Below are 15,461 nucleotides of genomic sequence, written 5' to 3'. Positions count from 1 at the left end.
AGGCCCGCCCAGGCCGAACATCACCTACGCCGGAAGCTAAGCTCCTTTGTCTATGTCAATGCGCCTCCCAACGCCCGATGACCGACTGTCCCGCTACACCGGGTGGACTCGCGCGCATTGGGAGGCCGTGGCCGATCACCTGCTGTCGTCCGTGGTGCCGTACGCGACGGACGACTTCGCCCAGTTCCGCCTGCCCGGCAGGACCAGCAGGTCGGGGCAGGTGAGTGACGGCCTCGAGGGCTTCGCCCGCACGTTCCTGCTCGCCGCCTTCCGGATCGCGGGCGCGGGCGGGGACGTGCCGGCCGCGCTGCTGGAGCGGTACGCGAGGGGCCTCGCCGCCGGGACCGACCCGGCGCACCCGTACGCGTGGCCGGCGCTGGCCGACATGTCGCAGCAACTCGTCGAGGCGGCTTCGGTGGCGCTCGCATTGCACGAGACCCGGCCGTGGTTGTTCGACCGGCTGCCGCCCGCGGAGCAGGAGCGGGTGGTGGCGTGGCTGGCCGGCTTCGTGGGACGGCGCACGCCGGACAACAATTGGGTGTTGTTCCGGGTGGTCGTCGAGCAGTTCCTGGCCGGGGTGGGCGGCCCGCACGAGCCCGGCGAGATCACCGGCGGGCTGGAGCGGATCGAGGAGTGGTACGCCGGCGACGGCTGGTACTCCGACGGCAAGGGCAAGAACTTCGACTACTACTGCGGCTGGGCGATGCACCTGTATCCGTCGCTGTGGGCGCGGATGGCCGGCGACACTGCCCGGCAGGAGCTCTACGCGGCGCGGCTGCACCGCTTTCTCGGCCAATACCAGCATTTCTTCGCCGCCGACGGCGGCCCGGTACACCAGGGCCGCTCGCTGACCTACCGGTTCGCGACGGTCGCGCCGCTGTGGCTGGGTGCGCTGACCGGCGCCTCGCCGCTTCCGCCCGGCCGGACCCGGCGCATCGCCAGCGGCGTGCTGCGTCACTTCGCCGAGCGGGGCGTGCCGGACGAGCGCGGGCTGCTCACCCTCGGCTGGTACGACCCCTTCCTGCCGGTCACGCAGGACTATTCGGGTCCGGCGTCACCGTACTGGGCGAGCAAGGCCTTCCTCGGTCTGCTGCTGCCGCCCGGGCACCCGGTCTGGACGGACGCCGAGCAGGCGGCGCCGATCGACCTCGCCGACCAGGCGGTGGCGATGCCCGCGCCCGGCTGGCTGCTGCACGCCACCCGCTCGGACGGCGTGGTACGGCTCGTCAACCACGGCAGCGACCGGGACCGCGTCCAGGACCCGAGCGGGTCGCCCGATCCGCACTACCTCAAGTTCGCCTACACCAGCCACACGGGCCCTGAGCTGGGGGAGTTCGAGGTGGGAGAGAAGGCGTCCGGCGTGGACAACCACCTGGCCGTCATCGCACCCGACGGGACCGCCTCACTCAGGCGGCGCATCGAACCCCTGGCCGTGTCGGACCGGTTCGCCGCCTCCGCCTACCAGGACGGTCCGGTTCGGGTGGTCACGGCCTCGGTCCTCGACGGGGCGGCGGAGATCAGGATCCACCGGGTCACCGCCCCCGCCGGACACCGGGTCAGGGACGGCGGCCACGCCCTGGCCGCGGCGGTCCCGCTCGACCTGCGCGAAGGTGACGGGGTGGCGCTGGCCCGGCGTCCGGACGGGCTGAGCAGCGCCGTACGCGCCCTGCACGGCTACACAGGCGCGGGCCTGGTGACGGCGGAGGGCACCAACGCCTTCGGCGCGCACTCGGCCACGCCGTACGTCGTCGCCGACGCCCACCCCGGTGGCACCGCCGTCTATGTCAGCCTCGTGCGGCTCGCGGTCACGGCAGAGGAGCCGCCCGCGCCCGGCGTGCACGTCGAGGGCGACCTGGTCGCCCTGGCCATGGCCGGCGGAGAGACGGTGAAGGTCCGCCTGGGCGACGTCCCCACCTGCGAACGCTGACAGGGCTGCCAACGCGCCCTGATGGGCCGGCCCGTAGAGTGGTCGTGCTTCTGTAACCGTTTACACTGATTCCTGCCCGATAGGAGCTGACTCCGTGCCACGGCGACCCGTCGCGGTCTTCGCCATCGCCCCCTGGGCGCTCGGCGGCGTCTTCCCGGCCGACCTCCTCACCCGGCTGGGGGAACTGGCCGACATCGATCCGGCGACGACGTTCACCTCGTTCGAAGGGCCGGCCGCCGCCGCGGCCCTGGCGGAGGCGCACATCCTGGTCACCGGATGGGGATGCCCGCGCATCGACGCCGGCGTGCTGGCGGCCGCGCCGCGGCTGCGCGCCGTCGTGCACGCCGCCGGCACGGTCAAGGCCCTCGTCGATCCCCTCGTGTTCGAGCGCGGTGTCATCGTGTCCTCCGCCGCCGAGGCGAACGCCGTCCCAGTGGCCGACTACACCATGGCCATGCTCATTCTCGGCGCCAAGCAGACCTTCAGCCGTGCCCGGCGGTACGCGAGCGCCGTCGAGGGCACGCCCAGGGACTGGCTGGCGGGCGAGGGCACTGGGCTCCATGACTGCACGGTCGGGGTGATCGGCGCCTCCCGGATCGGCCGCCTCGTCCTGCGGCGGCTCCGGTCGTTCGACGTCCAGGTCCTGCTCTACGACCCGTACGTGACCGCCGCAGAAGCGTCAGACCTCGGCGTCGAGCAGGTGAGCATGGACGAGCTCTGCCGCCGCAGCGACCTCGTCACCGTGCACGCCCCCGCCCTGCCCGAGACCCGCCACATACTCGACGGCCGCAGGTTGGACCTCCTGCCCGACGGAGCGGTCGTCGTCAACACCGCCCGCGGGTCGCTCATCGACACCGAGGCACTGACCCGCTCGTGCGCCGGCGGCCGGATCTCCGCCATCCTCGACGTGACCGATCCCGAGCCGCTGCCGCCAGGACATTCGCTCTTCGCCCTGCCCAACGTCCTGATCACCCCGCACCTGGCCGGAGCTCAGGGCCGCGAGCTACGGCGCCTCGGCGAGTTCGCCGTCGCCGAGGTGAGCCAGCTCCTCAGTGGGGCGCCGCTGCTCGGGCGGGTGGAGCCTGAGCAGCTTTCGTACATCGCTTGATCGTTTACGTGGGGGTGACGGTCACGAACAGGTGGACCCGGTCGGGCGGGATCAGCGGGCCGCTGTTGGAGATCCGGAGAGGGGGGCGGCCAGAACGTACGGCCTTCCCACCCTGATCCATCCGTCGGGCGCGTTGTACCGCACCGCGTTGTCCAGCCGGTTCGCCAGCAGGCGTTCGAGCGGGGCGCGGTCGCCGGAGGCAGGCGCCGGATCGAGGAAGGATTCGACTCGGATCCCGCCTGGGTGTCGGCCTCTGAATCGGCGGGCGCGACCTCGGCCATTGCGTCTGCTCGGCGTTCAGGCCGGGGTGTGCGCTGCGATATCTCTGAAGATGAGCGCTCCAAAGACCGCTCCGCGCCTCGGGGGAGAGTTCGAAGAAGATGGCTCGGCGGTGCGCCAGGTCGTGCGCGCTGAACGCCTCATAGGTATGTGGCAGATTCGCCTTGTTCTCCTGAACCCATTTCTCGGCCGGCGAGGGGGAGGTCGCAGCGGCTTGGGCAAGCGACGTCCTCCCGACGATTACGGACACGGCGACGCCTAAGCCGGCCAGCCGGAGGAACTGACGGCGACCTCCGGACGCGGCGTGAGACGCATTTTCGTCTCCCCCTGCTTCCTGTTCTCACCAAGGGTGCGCAGCAGACTGTAGGTCCCGCGGATCCCCAGGTGAGCGGCGAGCCGGATCGCCATGTCGCCGCCAGCCCATGCCCGTACTCCGCCGTCCCCGACCCTGATCAGAGTGGGAGCGTATGGTGCGCTTTCGCCGAGTGCTTGCTCACGCCACGCGACGACGTCCGGATGCGCGAGCGGCATGATTTCGAGACGGTGCTCGCCGATGTGCTTCACTTGCTCGGCGAGACCGCGACATCGGCCGCAAGAAGCATCAAACGCAAGGATCCAACGAATATCGGCGTCCATAACCGTTTCGCCTTTCTTTGAAATGAATGTGCCTGTGCATTTGAGAGGCCGTGATGTATGTCGCTAGCCGTCCTCGTAAGGGCAGCCGGCTAATGGCTCGACCGTGTGCTGGAAACCTCCGCTTCGGAGCCGCTCGAAAGTCAAGGTGTAGCAGCGGATGAACGTCGTCGAGCCGATGAGGTTCTCCTTCCCCGTGGTCACTGCGACTTTCAGAACGAGATTCTGAGTACCGCGAGCTGACGAGAATATCGCGACCTCACCGACGGAGCTCTTAACCTCGCTTGCGGCTGGCAGCTCGGTCCCCCAGCCCTGCTGCAGTCTGGCTGCGAAGAACTCCGCCGTCCGTTCATTATTGCTGGTCGCGGCGCTCACGGCATACGCTGTGTAGAGATAGTGGAAGATGAAGGGGCTGAGCGCTCCGATGACGAGGATGACCGAGAGGGCAACCAGAAGGGCGACAAGACGCCGGCTCGGCCGTCCATTTTTTTCCATCATATCCGCGCACTCGACTTCTGCTTCGAAATTGGAGATGCTGATCGGCCTGCTCATGCAGGCCGATCAGGAGTTTACCAGCCGGTGTAGTTCACGGCTTGAAGGTGACTCATGAAGACGCTGGCGTAAGCTCGCGCTCCTTCTGCGTTCGGATGCATCGAGGTGCGGCTCGCGCACCTGGCGCCATCGAAGATGCAGCCGGTCCACACATCCCCAACGTCACCGAAGTCACCGGGGCCTGTCTGGTTGAAAGTGATGCTGTTGATCCATCGTGTGCTTTCCGGCTTGCAGGATCCGTGGTTGTGGAACGTGGGCATCGGATCGGCAAACGACACCTCGATTCCGGCCGATTTCGCTGCCTGTGCCATCTTATTCTCTTCTGCCGTGAAGTACTGCGCCAGTCGCTGCATCATGTCCTGCTCATTCGATTCGAAATTGGTGCAGTCGGGCACCCCGGTGCTGGTGATCTCGGGATAACCCATCAGCACTATCTTCGCCTTCTTCGTGCGCAAGGGACTGTAATTCTGAACGCGGCTGTTGATCTGCTCTAGAATGTCTCTGACATTGGCCTGTTCGCTTAGCTCTGTCTTGTTGAACACAGCAGCGGTGACGTCCGCCTTGAGATCAGTCGGCCCATGCAGTATTGGTGGGTTGATGAACCCCAGCAGCATTGGGGCTACCGGCTGGAGTGGAGTAGCTACTACGGCCGATACTTCAACAAGTGGGGAAACCTGGCCGGCTGTTCGGGTGACCCTTGGCACGATACAATTGCCGTGAATTACGACACGGCCGCCGCATACGGTCGCAACACGACACTGCTGCATGCGGACCGTTGTATAGACCGGGACTCTACCGGAATCTATACCCGATGCTACTGGAGGAGGAACGGCGAATGACGATGAAGGGGAAAGGATCCGCTATCGCCGGTATCGTCGCCGTGGCAATGGGGACGCTCGCGGTCGTCGGTTTCACGGCCAGCCATGTGTCTGACAGCGGCGCGACGGCGCTGGCCACGGTCGACCCGACCGTCGGGCCCCGCCGAAGAGAAGCGGATAGCCGTCGTTGACGCCAAGTGCCAAGCGGAGGTCAATCTCGTAGGCATATACAAGACGGTCAGGGCCGCGTACGAGCAGCGGCTTCTCGATGAGAACAAGTCGAAGATCTCCGAAAGCAAGGCCATCATCGACGGCTGGAAGAAGAACGCAGCGGCAATCATGAAGACCGGCTGAGGCGATTAGGGGACCAGCACGTCTGGAACTCTGGGGGCCGCCGCTCGATTCGAGCGGCGGTCCGTGTCGTCGGACATGTGGGAATCAGCAATTCTCGAGAATCGACTCCATCGCGTTCTTCTCCGCCGACGTGACCCACACTTCGTACTTGGCCTTCACGTCGATCTGCCGGGAGATGTACGTGCAGCGGTACGCCTTGCGCGGCGGCAGCCAGGTGGCGGTGACCGAGGCGCTGACCCGCTCGTGCGCCGACGGCCGGATCTCCGCCATCCTGGATGTGACCGACCCGGAGCCGCTGCCGCCCGGGCACCCGCTCTTCTCCCTGCCGAACGTCATGATCACCCCGCACCTGGCCGGAGCTCAGGGCCGCGAGCTGCGGCGCCTCGGGGAGTTCGCCGTCGACGAGGTGGGCCGGTTCCTCAGCGGCGCGCCGCTGCTCGGGCGGGTGGAGCCGGAGCACCTCGCGTACATCGCGTGATCTTCCAAGGAGGGCGACGGCCACGTCGAGCCCGCCCTCCTGGCGGGGCCGTTGTTGGAGCTCCGGAGCGTGGGGCGGCCCGACCGTACGGCCGTCAGGGCGGCGAGCGCGACCTCGGCCATCGCGCGCTGCACCGTCAGCGGGGGTGCGCAGCTCGTTGTCCAGAGCGTCCATCCTGATGCGGTGGCAAACACCGACACCACGCGCCGAGCCGACTGCACAAGCCCACCAGTGACATGCGCACCAGCCAGCGCGCCGCTAGTGCGCCGCTAGTGGGCCACTAGTTTATCAACGAGCCGGTGGCCGGCGATCTACGTTTGCGTGACCAGCCGGTGAACTGTGCTCAGAAGATCTGTCGTCGGATTCGGTCTTGACCCAGGCTCCTTTCCGGGCGGTATCAGAACCCGTCCAAACGGAAGGAACCATGATGAAAAACCTGCTCAAGACCGCTGTGGTCGGAGCTGCCGTGGTCGCGTCGAGCCTTGCCATGGCACAGCCGGCGATGGCCAGCTCGTTCTCGTGGAACGTCGGCGACGGCGTCATCTCCTACGACGATGCCTCGAACAAGTTCTGCGTGCGGGCGTACGACTCCGAGGGCGCCCGCTCGGTGGAGGTAGAGCTGCCAGCCGGCGGCAGCACGTTCACCATCACCGACCTCAACAACTATTACGGTAAGCCGGGCGGCACGTGCAGGTACCTGAACAACATCTACAGTGAGAACAGATCCCTCACTGTGACCGCCGAGTCGTACTGGGGCGAGCGCGGCACCTGGGTGGATCGCGGGAGCAAATCGTTCACCACCTGACCAACCTGCGGGGAGCGGGCTCGGCGAGGACAGTACTGATGGATCGTTTACGTGAGGGTGACGGTCACGTCGAGCCCGCCCTCCTGCCGAGGGCGGGCCTCGAGCGTGCCGTGGTGCGCCTCGACGATGGCGGCCACGATCGACAGGCCCAGTCCCAGCCCGTCGCCGCCGGCCTTTCTACCGCCCTCCAGGCGCTGGAAGGGCTGAATGAGCTGGTGGACCCGGTCGGGCGGGATCACCGGGCCGCTGTTGGAGACCCGGAGAGTGGAGCGGCCCGACCGTACGGCTGTCTCCACCGTGATCCATCCGCCGGGCACGTTGTACCGCACCGCGTTGTCCAGCAGGTTCGCCACCAGGCGTTCGATGAGGGCGTGGTCCCCGGACAGGGGCGCCGGGTCGAGAGTGGACTCGATACGGATCCCGCCAGGGTCTTCGAGGGCCTGCCGTGTGATCGCGGCCAGGTCCACGGGCCCGCGCTCCTGCAGGCCCTGCTGGCTGCGGGCCAGGGTGAGCAGAGCCTCGATGAGCCGTTCCTGGTGCTTGCCCGCGGCCACCATACGTTCCAGCACGGTGCGCAGCTCCCGGCTGCCGACCTCCGGGTCGGCCAGCGCGACCTCGGCCATGGCGCGCTGCAACGTCAGCGGGGTGCGCAACTCGTGGGAGGCGTTGGCGACGAAGCGCCGCTGCGCGGTGAACGCTGACTCCAGCCGGTCCAGCAGCTCATCGAAGGTGTCGGCCAGCCGCTTGAGCTCATCGTCCGGCCCGGAGGCGGCCAGCCGCCGGTCGAGCCGATCGGCCGTGATGCGGCGGACGGTGGCGGTCATCTCGCCCAGCGGCCGCAGCACCCGCCCGGCCATGAGCCAACCCAGCAACATCGCCGCCAATGCCATGACGGCCAACGCGATCAGCGAGTTGACCAGGAGCCTGCGCAGGGTGCCGGACTGCTCGGCCTGGGGTGCCGGGCCGGGCACGTCGAACCCGCCCGGTGCGGGGGCGGCCGGCGGGGCGGGGAACGGTGAGTACTCCACCAGGAGGTAGATGAGGGCGACCAGCACCACGCCGGCCATCAGGAACAGGCCGCTGTAGAGCAGGGTCAGGCGCAGCCGTACGGTCCGCCTCATAAGCGGTATCCGGCCTGCGGGACGGTCTCAATCAGCGGCGGGTCGCCGAGCTTGCGGCGCAGCCGGCTGATCGTCACCTTCACGGTCTGGGTGAACGGGTCGGCGAACTCGTCCCAGCAGCGCTCCAGCAACTGTTCGGCGGAGACCACCGCACCCTCGGCGGCCAGTAACAGTTCCAGTACGGCGAATTCCTTGGGGCTCAGCGGCAGCCGGCGCCCGTCACGGGTGGCGATCCGGGTGCCGGGATCCAGCCGCAGGTCGCCCCGGACGAGCACCGGCGGGAGCGCGCGGGCCGACCGCCTGGCCAGCGCCCGGATGCGGGCCACCAGCTCGGCGAAGGCGAACGGCTTGGGCAGGTAGTCGTCGGCGCCGACGCTCAGCCCGGTCACCTTGTCGTCGATCGTCCCGGCGGCGGTGAGCATCAGCACCCGGGCCGGATGGCCGACGCCGGCCAGCGACCTGCACACCTCGTCGCCGTGCAGGCCCGGCAGGTCCCGGTCGAGCACGATCACGTCGTAATGGTTGACCGAGGTGCGCTCGAGCGCGGCAGGTCCATCCAGCACCACGTCAACGGCCATGCCGTCGCGGCGCAGTCCCGCGGCCACCGTCAAGGCCAGTTCCTCGTGGTCCTCGACCACCAACACCCGCATGATCTCCAGGATGCCTCTTCACCCCCTTACAGCGGGGTAACAGTCGCCGTTTCCGCCCTGTAACCGGTCCCGGGCTTGGCTGGGTGCACCGAAGGAAAAGGAGGCATCATGGTCGGCTCAACAATCAGAAGGATGGTCCTGGCCGCGGCGGTCCTCGCCGCGGGCATGGGCGGGATGGCGGCCGCCGCGGACGAGGCGCCTGCGGGGAACGTCAAGGAATTCGTCGCCTGTATGCGTTCGCACGGGCTGCCCGACTTCCCCGAGGTGGCGCTCTCCTCGGACGGGCTGGTCAACCTGCACATCAAGGGCGAGCGGGTCGACGTCCTTTCCAAGAAGTATGGGGCCGCGGTCAAGGCGTGCGAGTCGCTGTTGCCCGCCGGCGCCTGGCTGCCGAATGCTCCCGCGGCACCGGCCGCGCCGTCACTCCCGTCCTGAGAGGGCGCGGAGGAGCCCGGGGAAGGCTTCGTCGATCTCGTCGCGGCGCAGGGCGTTCATGCGGGAGGTGCCCACGTAGTACTGCCGGATGAGACCGGCCTCGCGCAGCACGTTGAAGTGGTGGGTGGCGGTGGACTTGCTGACCGGCAGGTCGAACGTGCCGCAGCGCATGTCCTGGCCGCCGGCGTAGAGCTCGCCGACGATCCGGCGGCGTACCGGGTCGACCAGGGCCTCGAGCACCTGCTGCAGAGTGATCGTCTGAATGTCCGGGTGGGGCGGGATGCGGTCCCGCCCGGCTTGCCGCGTTGCCACCACGCCATCGTACGACACTCATCGAAGTACGATAAGCATCGAAGTTTGACAGGCGTCGTACTTTCCGCTTGAGTGAGGCCACCGATCAGAAGGGGCGATGCGTGATGGTGAAGACGGTGCGGTTCCACGAGGTCGGCGGGCCGGACGTGCTGCGGCTGGAGGACGTCGAGGTCGGCGAGCCCGGTCCCGGTGAGGTGTTGATCCGGGTGGACGCGATCGGGCTCAACCGGGCCGAGGTGTTGTTCCGCAGCGGCCACTACATCGAGCCGGTCAAGGAGTTCCCCGCCCGGCTCGGCGCCGAGGCCGCGGGGGTGGTCGAGGTCGTCGGCGCGGAGGTGGCGGGATTCGAGGCCGGGCAGCCGGTCAGCGTGGTGCCCGCGTTCTCGATGAACGACTACGGCGTCTACGCCGAGTACGCGATCGTGCCGGCGGCCGCGGTGCTCCGCCGCCCTGCCTTCCTCGACGAGGTCGGTGGTGCGGCGGTGTGGATGCCCTACTTGACGGCATATGGCGCGCTGGTGGAGGTCGGCGGGATGCGTGCCGGGGACACGGTCGTGCTGACCGCCGCCTCCAGCAGCGTGGGCCTGGCCGCGATCCAGGTCGCCAACCGCGTCGGCGCGGTGCCCATCGCCACTACCCGTACCCGTGCCAAGGCCGAACGGCTCCGCAAGGCGGGCGCGGCCGAGGTGATCGTCACTGACGAGGAGGACGTCGTCGAGCGGGTGCTCGACCTGACCGGCGGGCGGGGCGCCGAGTTCGTCTTCGACGCCGTCGCAGGTCCGGGTGTGGTCGGGCTGGCCAAGGTGGTCGCCCCCGGTGGCACGCTCCTGCTGTACGGGGCGCTGAGCGGCGAGGCGACTCCCTACCCGGGGTTCGAGCTAGGCATGCCAGCCCTGAACATGCGTACCTACACCGTCCACGAGACGACCACCGATCCGGAGCGGCTGCGCCGAGCCGCGGCGTTCGTCTCCTCCGGTCTGCGGAGCGGCGCCTTTGAGCCCGTTGTGGACCGGGTCTTCAGCTTGGACGAGATCGTCGCGGCGCACCGCCACCTGGAGGCGGGCCACCAGGTCGGCAAGATCGTCGTTGCCGTCGACCACTGATCTGGATTCCCGGTGATGCCGAGGCACGGCGCGCGCCGGGCGTCACCCGCCTGGCAGCAGACGGGCGCCGTCCACGGTGAACCCGACCGCGGCCCCGCGGCCGGGCCGGGCTCTCGCGAAGACCGTGCCGCCGTGTGCTTCGGCGACGTCACGCACGATGGCCAGGCCGAGCCCGGACCCGGGCAGGCCGCGGGCGGTGCCGGCCCGGTAGAACCGGTCGAACACGCGTACCGCGTCGTCGGTGTGGATGCCGGGCCCGCAGTCGGAGACGGTGATCGTGCCTTGGCGGATGTGCACCTCGATCGGCTCGGTGCCGTCGCCGTCGAACTTGGCGGCGTTCTCCAGCAGGTTGCTGATCGCGCGTTCAAGTCTCTGGCGGCGGCCGCGGACCAGAGAGCCGTCGGCGTCGATTCGCACCGGCCGGCCAGTGCGCCGGCGCAGGCGTTGCGCGGCGCGGTGGGCGACGGCCGCCAGCTCCACGGGCGCTTCGTCCTCGTCGTTGTACCGGGCGAGGGCGAGCTCGACGAGCTCGTCGGCCAGGTGGCTGAGCTCGCGAGCCTCGCCCTCGACGTCGTCGAGGAGCCGGTCACGGGCGTCGGGGGAGAGCTCGGTGTAGCGGCGCAGCACACTGGTATTGGTACGCAGGCTGGTCAGCGGGGTCCGCAGCTCGTGTGCGGCGTCCTCCACCAACCTGTCCTGGGCCTCGCGGGCGGCGGCGAGGCGGCCGAGCATCGTGTTGAACGCGGCCGAGAGCCGGCCGACCTCATCCGATCCGTCCACCGGCACCTCGCGGTCGACGAGGCCGTGGACGCTGACCTCTTCGGCCACCCCGGCGAGCCGTACCAGGCGCCGGGTGATGCGCCGGGCCACCAGCCAGCCCGTGGCCGCGGCGGCGAGCATGACCGCGAGGCTGAGCACCGCGATCTCGTTGGCCACGCCGCCCAGCATGCGGTTCGTGGGGTCGATGTGGATCGCGACCTGCAGGGCTCCCCGGCCCCCGCCGAGCGCGGTCGTCAACTGGCGGTAGCAGTGGCCGTCCACGACGACCTCGGCGGTGTGCGTGCGCCCGGCGGCGGCGGAGGCGGCAAGGCCGCGGGTGACGTCGGTGACCGGCAGCGTGATGGTCGGGCCGCCCAGATGCCTGGCCGTGCCGTCACCGGCCACGGCCTGCGCGACCAGCTCATACCTTTCGTCGTCGTCCCGGCGGGGCCCGGGACGCTTCGCGAGGGCGCCGGAGGAGACCGGCACCTGATCCTGGCCACTGGCGAGGGCCGCCGTGGTGTCCCGCAACGAGCGGTCGATCTCCGCGGTGATGCGCTCGGAGGCGGCGCAGTAGCTCAGTACACCGACCAGCGCCGACACCGCGGCGGCGACGACGGCGAAGGCGAGCGCGAACCGTGAGCGCAGGCTCATGGCCGCCGCACCGTGTATCCCACGCCGCGCACCGTGTGGATCACGTGGGGCGCGCCGGCGTCGGCGAGCTTGCGCCGCAGATAGCCGATGTAGACCGCCAGGTTCTTGGAGTCCGGACCGAAATCGTAGCCCCAGATCCGGCGGTAAATAGTCGAGTGGTCCAGCACGATCCCCGCGTTGCGCACCATGAGCTCCAGCAGGTCGAACTCGGTCCTGGTCAGTTGCAGTTCCGCGTCGGCCCACCACGCGCACCGGGCGGTCGGGTCGACACGCAGCTCCGCGATCTGGAGCACGGCCTCCGCCTGCTCCAGCCCGTCGCCCGCCGACGCCAGCGTGGCGCGACGCACCAGCGCCCGCAGACGGGCGAGCAGCTCGTCGAGCTCGAAGGGTTTGGGCAGGTAGTCGTCGGCGCCGGCGTCGAGGCCGGCCACCCGGTCCGGGGTCTCGACCCGGGCGGTGAGCATCAACACCGGGGTACGGTCGCCCTCGGCACGCAGCACGCGGCATACGGCCAGGCCGTCGACATGAGGCATCATCACGTCGACGACCAGGGCGTGGAAGGAGTCGCGGCGGGCCCGGGTCAGGGCCTCCACGCCGTCGGCGGCTGCGACGACGTCGTAACCTTCCAGCTCCAGCGCACGCGCAAGGGACTCGCGGATGGCACGATCGTCGTCGGCGATGAGGACACGATTCGGCACCCCTAAATGGTGCCTTATGCCCGGTCTACTTCAACCCCCAGTCGTGACGGGGCATGGTGGTCGCTAACGCACCGTCTGCGGCTCCCAGGAGAAGACGGCGGAAGACTTCGGGTCGGCGGTGACGCGCAACCAGTTGGCGGCGGTGTCGCCGTACGTCTCCAGGCGAGTCAGGTTGGGCACCCCGGCGTAGCCGGGCTCCACCTCGTAGACGTGCTCGTCGCCGTGCGCGAGCACCACCGGCTTGCCGTAGGCCCGTGCCTGCTCGGCGACGCGCGCCCTGATCTCGGCGAATCCGGCGGTGTCCACGGGCTCGGCCTGCATCATCAGCAGCACGCCGGGCGCCTGCGTACGGCGGGCGACGGCGAAGGCGTTGTCGATCCAGTCCAGCGCGGCGGCCTTGCGCGCCTCGAACTCGGCCAGCCGCTCCGCGGGCCGGTCGCCGCCGGGCAGCTGACTCCAGGGGGCCAGGTCGTTCTCGCTGCCGACCACGTGCACCGTGGCGAAGACCACGCCGGATCGGGTGAAGAGCACGTTCTCCCGGTAGTCGCGGTGGCGGGCATCGCGAGCCTGGGTGCGCACGCCCATCGGGTGGCCGCCGATGGTGCGTCCCGCGATGGGATAGAAGATGCGGCGGACCGCCTCCAGTCGTTCGGTGGGGACGTAGCCGCCGGCGGCGGTGCGATGGCAGTCGGTCCACTCGTTGTCGCCGGGCGTCAGCACGAACGGGTCGTCGAACGTGCCGAACAGCCCGGCCAACGTCTCGAAGCGGGCGTCGTCGCAGGTGGAGGAGCCGTTCTTGACGTCACCTGCGTGCAGCACGAAACGTACGTCCGGGTCGGCGTCGATGGAGTCGACCAGCTTCGGGAACACGGCCTGCTGGGCGTCGCCGTAGGGGGTGTCGCCGATCAGGGCGAACGTGACGGCGGGCCCGGAGTCGGCGTGCGCCGGGCCGGACGGCACGACCAGCGACGCGGAGATCAGGGCGGCGAGGAGCAGAGATTTGCGCATGCGCGAATCTCTAACAGCCGCCGATGAAGCCGAGCCGACGGGCCGGACAACCCGGGATGTGAAACCGGAGACACACGTGCAACCTTTCACCGGTTGGGTCGCGTTGGCATAGGGGCGAGAGGAGACCACATTGGATCATCACGACGGCTTCCGCGAGTTCGTGCTGGCCCGCCAGCAGTCGCTGATGCGGACCGCGTACCTGCTCATGGGAGACGCACATCTCGCCGAGGATTTGCTGCAGAGCGTGCTGTCCAAGGTCGTCGGACAGTGGTCCAAGCTGTCCAGGAGCGGCAACCCCGAGGCGTACACGCGCAAGGCGCTGGTCAACCAGTACATCTCCTGGAGGCGCCGCCACCGTCCCGAGTTGCCGAGCGCGCACCCGCCCGAGCGGAGCGCCTCCTATGACGATGTCACGCTGGATCGGATCGTTCTGCGGCAGGCGCTGGCCAAGCTAGGTCGCAAGCAACGGGCCGTGATCGTGCTGCGCTTCTGGGAGGACCTCACCGAGGCCCAGACGGCCGACGTGCTCGGCTGCTCGATCGGCACCGTCAAGAGCCAGACCCACCGCGCGCTGGCCCGCCTGCGCGAGATCGCGCCCGAGCTGATGGATCTGCACGTCGAGGAGGTGGCCCGATGACGAGGCTGCGCAACGCGCTGGAGGGTCTAGCGGCGGAGGCTCCGCTGGTGAGCCTGGCCGACGCGGCCATCGAGGGGCACCGGCGCAGGCGGCGCGCCACGTTGGTGCTGGGCACCGTCGCGACGGTCGTGGCGATGGTGGTGGTGACGACGGCGGGGGCCGTCATCGCCTGGCCGCGTACCGACCAGACGGCCACGCAGAAGCGGACGGACACGGTGCCCGACCTGCCCTCCGGCAAGGTGGGGCCGATCAGCCACGCGTTCCAGACGCCGTGCGAGTTCGACGAGGCGGCCCGCACCGCCGACTGCAGTGCGGTGGAGTGGCGGGTGGTCACCCGGAGTGGGGAGACGTACCGGGTGCCGGACGCGCTCGTCTCGACCCGCACGGACCAGCAGGCGCCTCTCGCGATCAGCCGGGACGGGCGCATGCTTGCCTACTACGAACGCAGGGCCCAGACGTTCGTCGTCCACAAGCTGGAGAGCGGCAACAGGACGGTCGCCTCCGTCACGGTGAAAGAAGACCGGATCGGCATCGGGGCCATGCTCGCGGTCTCCGACGACGGCCGGTACGTGGCCTTCGACCCACGCGAGGGAAGCAAGGAACCCGGCCTGCTGATCGATCTGGCCAACACCGAGACGGTGTCGATACCCGGCAAGTACGAGGTGATCAGCATCAAGAACCGCGTCGCCGAGCTGATCCGTTACCGCAAGACCGACCTGTGGTTGATGCCGGTCACGGGCGGAGGCAAGCCGGTGCGCTTCGACGGCGTGTTCATCCACTTCAGCGAGCTGTCCCCGGACGGCCGCACGGTGGCCGCCGTCGAGTTCTCAGACGCCAACAAGCGGGGCTTCGGCAGGCTCACGCTGCTCGACGCCAAGACGGGGCGGACCCTGCGCAAGGTGACCGTGCGCGGCCTGCCGAAGAACGGGGCCGTCGACGGCACCAGCCTCTGGCCGAGCCGCTCCGAGGTCCTGGTCACCGTCAACGACAAGGGGCACATGTACTCCTATGCGGTCGACGTCACAACCGGGCGGGCGAAGCGCTGGGCCGACTACTCCAACGTGCACCGCGCGGCTCTCGTCCTGCCCGGAGTGAGCTAAAAGCGGCGGCCCGGCGGGGGAGCACCCCCC

At 69.1% G+C, this 15,461-nt stretch carries 18 protein-coding genes; 9 read left to right on the top strand and 9 right to left on the bottom strand.

What is annotated here, in order from left to right; genetic code table 11:
- The first annotated feature begins 58 nt into the window (after positions 1 to 58).
- Both ACTWPT_RS40105 and ACTWPT_RS40100 read left to right on the top strand, forming a co-directional pair.
- Positions 59 to 1,927: a DUF2264 domain-containing protein gene (locus ACTWPT_RS40105; RefSeq protein ID WP_443182755.1), complete on the top strand. Its 1,869-nt coding sequence runs from the start codon at positions 59 to 61 to the stop codon at positions 1,925 to 1,927.
- A 94-nt stretch (positions 1,928 to 2,021) separates the two neighbouring features.
- A complete protein-coding gene (locus ACTWPT_RS40100; RefSeq protein ID WP_443182754.1) occupies positions 2,022 to 3,035 on the top strand; it encodes a hydroxyacid dehydrogenase in 1,014 nt (337 codons plus the stop codon).
- Positions 3,036 to 3,572: 537 nt separating this feature from the next.
- Here the strand turns inward: ACTWPT_RS40100 and ACTWPT_RS40095 are convergent.
- From ACTWPT_RS40095 to ACTWPT_RS40085, 3 genes are all read right to left on the bottom strand, one after another.
- A complete protein-coding gene (locus ACTWPT_RS40095) occupies positions 3,573 to 3,950 on the bottom strand; it encodes a hypothetical protein (RefSeq protein ID WP_443182753.1) in 378 nt (125 codons plus the stop codon).
- A gap of 63 nt (positions 3,951 to 4,013) precedes the next feature.
- Positions 4,014 to 4,499, bottom strand: coding sequence for a hypothetical protein (locus tag ACTWPT_RS40090; RefSeq protein WP_443182752.1), 486 nt, complete (start codon positions 4,497 to 4,499; stop codon positions 4,014 to 4,016).
- Between the two features lie 17 nt (positions 4,500 to 4,516).
- The gene (locus ACTWPT_RS40085) at positions 4,517 to 5,113 is read right to left on the bottom strand and encodes a hypothetical protein (RefSeq protein ID WP_443182751.1); all 597 of its coding nucleotides are present in this window, start codon (positions 5,111 to 5,113) and stop codon (positions 4,517 to 4,519) included.
- Positions 5,114 to 5,422: 309 nt separating this feature from the next.
- On the opposite strand from ACTWPT_RS40085, the gene ACTWPT_RS40080 reads away from it, so the two are divergent.
- The 3 genes from ACTWPT_RS40080 (at position 5,423) to ACTWPT_RS40070 (ending at position 6,954) form a co-directional block, all read left to right on the top strand.
- Positions 5,423 to 5,671 (top strand): hypothetical protein, encoded by a 249-nt coding sequence (locus tag ACTWPT_RS40080; protein WP_443182750.1) that lies wholly within the window; start codon positions 5,423 to 5,425, stop codon positions 5,669 to 5,671.
- 130 nt (positions 5,672 to 5,801) lie between these two features.
- Positions 5,802 to 6,149 (top strand): NAD(P)-dependent oxidoreductase, encoded by a 348-nt coding sequence (locus tag ACTWPT_RS40075; protein ID WP_443182749.1) that lies wholly within the window; start codon positions 5,802 to 5,804, stop codon positions 6,147 to 6,149.
- Between the two features lie 424 nt (positions 6,150 to 6,573).
- Positions 6,574 to 6,954 carry a hypothetical protein gene (locus ACTWPT_RS40070; protein ID WP_443182748.1) on the top strand — a complete coding sequence of 127 codons (381 nt, stop codon included), beginning with the start codon at positions 6,574 to 6,576 and terminating at the stop codon, positions 6,952 to 6,954.
- A 47-nt stretch (positions 6,955 to 7,001) separates the two neighbouring features.
- On the opposite strand, the gene ACTWPT_RS40065 is transcribed toward ACTWPT_RS40070, so the two are convergent.
- Both ACTWPT_RS40065 and ACTWPT_RS40060 read right to left on the bottom strand, forming a co-directional pair.
- Positions 7,002 to 8,075, bottom strand: coding sequence for a sensor histidine kinase (locus ACTWPT_RS40065; protein WP_443182747.1), 1,074 nt, complete (start codon positions 8,073 to 8,075; stop codon positions 7,002 to 7,004).
- Positions 8,072 to 8,725 carry a response regulator transcription factor gene (locus ACTWPT_RS40060; RefSeq protein ID WP_443182746.1) on the bottom strand — a complete coding sequence of 218 codons (654 nt, stop codon included), beginning with the start codon at positions 8,723 to 8,725 and terminating at the stop codon, positions 8,072 to 8,074. Before ACTWPT_RS40060 ends, ACTWPT_RS40065 begins: the two co-directional genes overlap by 4 nt.
- A gap of 108 nt (positions 8,726 to 8,833) precedes the next feature.
- Between ACTWPT_RS40060 and ACTWPT_RS40055 the strand changes: the two genes are divergently transcribed.
- Positions 8,834 to 9,160 carry a hypothetical protein gene (locus ACTWPT_RS40055; protein WP_443182745.1) on the top strand — a complete coding sequence of 109 codons (327 nt, stop codon included), beginning with the start codon at positions 8,834 to 8,836 and terminating at the stop codon, positions 9,158 to 9,160.
- On the opposite strand, the gene ACTWPT_RS40050 is transcribed toward ACTWPT_RS40055, so the two are convergent.
- Positions 9,146 to 9,472, bottom strand: coding sequence for an ArsR/SmtB family transcription factor (locus tag ACTWPT_RS40050; RefSeq protein ID WP_443182744.1), 327 nt, complete (start codon positions 9,470 to 9,472; stop codon positions 9,146 to 9,148). The genes ACTWPT_RS40055 and ACTWPT_RS40050 overlap by 15 nt on opposite strands.
- Before the next feature lie 104 nt (positions 9,473 to 9,576).
- On the opposite strand from ACTWPT_RS40050, the gene ACTWPT_RS40045 reads away from it, so the two are divergent.
- Positions 9,577 to 10,575: a zinc-dependent alcohol dehydrogenase family protein gene (locus ACTWPT_RS40045; RefSeq protein ID WP_443182855.1), complete on the top strand. Its 999-nt coding sequence runs from the start codon at positions 9,577 to 9,579 to the stop codon at positions 10,573 to 10,575.
- Between the two features lie 42 nt (positions 10,576 to 10,617).
- On the opposite strand, the gene ACTWPT_RS40040 is transcribed toward ACTWPT_RS40045, so the two are convergent.
- The 3 genes from ACTWPT_RS40040 to ACTWPT_RS40030 all read right to left on the bottom strand — a co-directional run bounded on the left by ACTWPT_RS40040 (position 10,618) and on the right by ACTWPT_RS40030 (position 13,694).
- The gene (locus ACTWPT_RS40040) at positions 10,618 to 11,988 is read right to left on the bottom strand and encodes a HAMP domain-containing sensor histidine kinase (protein WP_443182743.1); all 1,371 of its coding nucleotides are present in this window, start codon (positions 11,986 to 11,988) and stop codon (positions 10,618 to 10,620) included.
- Positions 11,985 to 12,686 carry a response regulator transcription factor gene (locus ACTWPT_RS40035; RefSeq protein WP_443182742.1) on the bottom strand — a complete coding sequence of 234 codons (702 nt, stop codon included), beginning with the start codon at positions 12,684 to 12,686 and terminating at the stop codon, positions 11,985 to 11,987. The genes ACTWPT_RS40040 and ACTWPT_RS40035 overlap by 4 nt, the downstream gene beginning before the upstream one ends.
- A gap of 63 nt (positions 12,687 to 12,749) precedes the next feature.
- Positions 12,750 to 13,694, bottom strand: coding sequence for a metallophosphoesterase (locus ACTWPT_RS40030; protein ID WP_443182741.1), 945 nt, complete (start codon positions 13,692 to 13,694; stop codon positions 12,750 to 12,752).
- Between the two features lie 130 nt (positions 13,695 to 13,824).
- On the opposite strand from ACTWPT_RS40030, the gene ACTWPT_RS40025 reads away from it, so the two are divergent.
- Positions 13,825 to 14,331 (top strand): SigE family RNA polymerase sigma factor, encoded by a 507-nt coding sequence (locus ACTWPT_RS40025; RefSeq protein ID WP_443182740.1) that lies wholly within the window; start codon positions 13,825 to 13,827, stop codon positions 14,329 to 14,331.
- Entirely contained in the window at positions 14,328 to 15,431 is a 1,104-nt protein-coding gene (locus ACTWPT_RS40020) for a hypothetical protein (protein WP_443182739.1), read from the top strand. Before ACTWPT_RS40025 ends, ACTWPT_RS40020 begins: the two co-directional genes overlap by 4 nt.
- Positions 15,432 to 15,461 lie beyond the last annotated feature (30 nt).

Source organism: Nonomuraea sp. 3N208, from assembly GCF_052245935.1.
In the GTDB taxonomy this organism is placed as follows: domain Bacteria; phylum Actinomycetota; class Actinomycetes; order Streptosporangiales; family Streptosporangiaceae; genus Nonomuraea.
This window is presented reverse-complemented; position numbering and strand designations above follow the sequence as displayed.